The following is a 4,664-nucleotide window of genomic DNA, read 5'->3' as shown; positions in this document are numbered from 1 at the left end:
GACCAGAGATAAATTTGCCAGAGAAAATTTCATTAAGTTCCTAGTCATTTTTTAATTTTCTCGACAGGAGGTAAGCAACATTCGATTTTCCTACCCTCCCCAAACTTCTCAAACTCCATACCCCTCTACTCAATAAAATGTAGAAAAGTTTTTGATAAATGGTATTACTCTTCCTCGATATCTGCCGAACTTTGACGAGAAAACTTCATATTTGCCCAACTTAATTGTTTAATTTTATCTGAAACTTTTCCTTGCTCAACAGCTTCTTTGAGATCTCTTTTATTATGAGCGTTTTGAATAGCTTCTTCCTTGGAACGAGAACTTGTTTCAAAACATTGTTCGAGACTTTCGTAAATCTTATATCGGTGAGACTTAATATAATATTGCCGTTCTGTATCTAATAGTTTTGCCATAAGTTCAAGGTGCATTTCATCCTCATTACATATTTCTTCTAATACTGACCATTCATCACTACCTAAAAGGCTCGTTCCTGTACCAGGACGACAGTCTTGAAATTCTTCTCCTGTGACTTCTTGATATATGCGGGGTAAACTATCATCAAACTCATGTTTTTCTTCTAACCAGATACGTCTAATTTCGCTTAGTTCTTCCAGAGAAATGAGGGTAAGATCTCGCATATTTTCTGGTGCAGTTTCACGAATTTGTGTTTGAGCTTCTAGCAGTTTCCTTAGTAAAGTATCTCGCCATTCTTTTTTGTAGGGACCTGGTATTGGTTCTACAGAAACTTCACCATCTATTTTCCGTTCAAATAGTTGAACTGTACCCCAAATTCGCCGAAAATCTCTTTTATCTCTGTCAGAAATATCTAGTTCTTTACGCAAGTCTACTAAGGGTTGTAACCATTCTTTTTCTTCATCATTTTGAACCATTGCTGACATAGATTTATCACTATCTACTAAGGTGCAAACCCAACATCCAAACCGAGAACTTCCACAACTAGGAGTAGAAGTATCAACTACTAACGGACATTCATTATCTTCTGTTGCACCTCGATACATTGTTAGTAAATCTTTATTACTATTTCCCCAAGGATTCTCCCATTGCATTAAATATAGCCAAACTTCATCAGTTCGCCAGTCTTCAATAGGAGTATAAAGTAAAGAATTAATCAGACTAGGATTAGGAATCAAATGGTTTCTTACTCTACCAATTTCTCGTTTATTCATTATTGTTGCACGATGAATACTTTCTGTTTTACGAGTTCCTAAAACAAGTATTGTTTCTCCATTATTTCTAACAACATTCCGAATAAAAAGATTAGATGGTTCAATTTTTAAACGTCCTGTACACCATCGAAATTTAAGGCGAGGTGCAGGATAACCTTTGCCAATTAAGCCTACCCAATATGTGTCTTGAATATTTGGTTGTAGAAGATGAGGTTCTATTGGCATTTTCTGCTTTTCAGCAGTTATTTCAATATTTTTTAGAGATTGCTTAACCCAAGCAGAAACATAAGGATTTTCTACTCGTGTATCTGTAGTAATTACATAAATTTTTTTGCTTCTTTTTTCTACTGGTAAATTAGCGATCGCATTCCAGACAAGTTGCAAAACTGCGGTACTATCTTTTCCTCCAGAATATCCTACAACCCAAGGAATTTCATCAAAGCAATATAGTTCTTGAATTTCTTGAGTTAGCTTTTCTATCTCTTTAATTAGTTCAGCAGTTGTGCGTTCTGGAAAAAGAGATTTTTGTATCCCTGCCATTTTTCAATACTCCTAAAATTTTTTTTAATTTATTCTGAATTTTTATGAGATAAATACATTTTGGCGATGCCATTTTAAAGCTTTTATTCTAGGGAAAGATTCTTTTTCATTGGGCAACCAAAGCTGATTATTATTAAATTATTTCATAGGTTTAGAATTTGGTGATTCTTCTTGAAAGTTATTGGAAACGATAATTTTATAATTATCATAGATGGTAAATAAACCTTTATCAAATGCCCAATGATGATTTTTACAAAGTGATATACCGTTATCTATTCTATTGTCAGAAAATTTGGCAAATGGTTTTATATGCGCTCCATCTACAATATTTTGCTTGATTGACATAGTGACTTTCATTCCACAAAAAGCACATTTATAGTTACAGCTATGTATAACTAGATTCTATATCTAGCTACAGATTTTCTCATATATGATTTAGGTTGTTTTTGTTGTTGTTTTAATAAATTAATTGAACTTTCTTCCTCATGATCGTCTTTTTAGAATCTTTCATTAATTACGATAATTTCTTTATCCCATCCTTCGGAATGCTCCGCAAACGACCGCTTTTTTCCTCTTGAAAGAGGAGGCTTTAAACCTGAATTATTTAATTAATAATTAATAATTAATAATTATTCGGTAATCTTTGACTTCTACAAAATAAATAAGTTTTTCATCCCTATTTTTTACACGAATAAATCAACTGTCTACTATAACAATTGTCATCTTAAATAGGTGATATTCAAACTTATTGATACTAATTCACTTTAAAGATATCACAAATAAATAGTTTCAAATTTTAAATGTGAAATAATTTCCTGAAATTACTGAGCGCGTCAAAGTTTTGAGTCTATAAAATCTTACTTTTAACTTTTGACTTCAAACACTATGCTCTCTAAAAACTTACTGCTAATAACTGAATGTTTATTATTTTGAGAGTAAAAAAAGACATCAATATTCATCACTAATGTTCCATCAGTTAGTATTGACATAATAAATAGTATATGATATATAAACAATCACTCTACAATTAATAATTATACTAACTCAAAAGTTTTTAAAAACGTTTGTTGACAAAAATTTATATATGTAGTAATTTTCAAAAATCTTTAAAAATATTTCCCAAAATCAGCAATGAAAAAGACCAATAAACCCACGTCAGAAATAGCAAAAGAAATTTTAGAAAACGATAATCGAGAAAGAGAAGCGATCGCCATCCTTTTAGACAAACATATAGGCAAAGACGACAGATTATTAGTACAAAAAACTATGATGGGAAATACAGAATCTTACATAGGTTCCGTCACTCTAGAATGGTTAGATAGTCGTGTACGTTTTGCCTCCCAACTACCATTATTTCGGCAAAAATTTGACATGGAAACTGACAACATAATTCGGAATGCAGAAACAATAGATGAAATTCAACAACGACCTTTAGACTGGTCTCGTCAAGCTCCATTAACTCTATATTTAGCAACAAGAAAAGCACATAAATTTCCCGCAGTATTAGTAGTTATTAGCCCTAGTTGGGTAGATAACCCCAAAGCAGAAGAATGGAATAAAAAAGGTGAAGCAAATAAATCTGCAACTGATTTCTTACCTCTAGATTTAGAGGGAAAAGTAGGATTATTAGACCTACGTTTAGAAGTAGCAGTATTCGCCTTAGACGGTCAACATCGACTGATGGGAATTCAAGGATTAATGGAATTAATAAAAACTGGTAGATTACCAAGATATAACAAACAAAAGAAACCAGTAGGCGTTGCAATTACCATTAATGATTTAAGCGAAATTAATCACATTAAATTACCAGAACTACAAAAATTAGCATACGAACAAATAGGCATAGAATTTATTCCAGCAGTAGTCAAAGGAGAGACAAGAGCACAAGCGCGACGTAGAGTTAGGTCAGTTTTTGCTCATGTAAATTTGACAGCAGTTAAATTAAGTAAAGGGCAATTAGCATTATTAAATGAGGATGATGGATTTGCTATTGTGGCAAGAAAAATAGCAATTTATCATCCTATTTTTAAGGAGAAAGATGGTAGAAATCCGAGGATAAATTGGGATAGTGCAACCGTGGCAGCTAAGTCTACTGTTTTAACAACTCTCCAAGCATTACAGGAAATTTCTGAAAGATATTTAAAACTTCGCTATCCCTATTGGAAACCTTTAGATAGAGGTTTAATTCCTATGCGACCAGAAGAAGAAGAATTAGAAGAAGGGGTGAAAGAGTTTATGGAATTTTGGGATTATTTAGCTAATTTACCTAGTTATTCGAGATTAGAAAATGCTTCTGAAACTCCGGAACTAAGAAGATTTAGTTTTGAGATAAAACCAGGAGAAGGCCATGTTTTATTTCGCCCTGTTGGGCAAATTGCTTTTGCTGAAGCTCTAGGGATTTTAATCTATAAAAAAGGATTTTCTCTGGAGGAGGTTTTCCTGAAATTAAATAAGTATGATGTGGATGGTGGCTTGAGTGGAATAGAATTTCCTGACTCAATTTGGTATGGGGTTTTATATGATTTTAATCGTAAGCGAATGTCGGTAGCTGGTAGAGATTTAGCGATGAGATTGTTTATCTACATATTAGGTGGAATTTCTGACAAAATAGAGCGGGCAGAAATTCGTCGGGAGTTGGCAGAAGCAAGGCGAGTTGGGGAGGATCGAGCTGTAGATTTTCAGGGTAAGTTTGTAGAATTAAAAAAGGTAGGGTTGCCGGAAATTTTGTCTTGAAGTTGGGATTGATAGAAGTTAATTTTCGTATTTTTAGCAATAGGCAATGTAACCTAAAAAAATAGGTATATTGCTTGGATTGTAAAAATAATCAAACAAAAGGTTTCAAAGTTTATTTCTCTAAAGTTTCCTTTACTTTTCCTAGCTGAAAAGTTACCGAATTATTAATTATTAATTGTTAATTAAATAATTGTGGTTTAAAGC

General features: G+C 32.8%; 3 protein-coding genes. 1 reads left to right on the top strand and 2 read right to left on the bottom strand.

The genetic code is table 11. The features are described from left to right. Positions 1 to 164 precede the first annotated feature (164 nt). Both dndC and ACP6PL_RS30200 read right to left on the bottom strand, forming a co-directional pair. Positions 165 to 1,727 carry a DNA phosphorothioation system sulfurtransferase DndC gene (gene dndC, locus ACP6PL_RS30205; protein ID WP_426549067.1) on the bottom strand — a complete coding sequence of 521 codons (1,563 nt, stop codon included), beginning with the start codon at positions 1,725 to 1,727 and terminating at the stop codon, positions 165 to 167. A gap of 138 nt (positions 1,728 to 1,865) precedes the next feature. After that, positions 1,866 to 2,120, bottom strand: coding sequence for an HNH endonuclease (locus tag ACP6PL_RS30200; protein WP_426549084.1), 255 nt, complete (start codon positions 2,118 to 2,120; stop codon positions 1,866 to 1,868). A gap of 738 nt (positions 2,121 to 2,858) precedes the next feature. Here ACP6PL_RS30200 and ACP6PL_RS30195 point away from each other — a divergent pair. Further along, positions 2,859 to 4,460 (top strand): DGQHR domain-containing protein, encoded by a 1,602-nt coding sequence (locus tag ACP6PL_RS30195; RefSeq protein WP_426549066.1) that lies wholly within the window; start codon positions 2,859 to 2,861, stop codon positions 4,458 to 4,460. Positions 4,461 to 4,664 lie beyond the last annotated feature (204 nt).

The sequence above is a fragment of the Dapis purpurea BLCC-M126 genome, assembly GCF_050015975.1.
In the GTDB taxonomy this organism is placed as follows: domain Bacteria; phylum Cyanobacteriota; class Cyanobacteriia; order Cyanobacteriales; family Microcoleaceae; genus Trichodesmium.
Note: the sequence above shows the minus strand (reverse complement) of the source record. Positions and strands in the feature narration are given on the sequence as shown.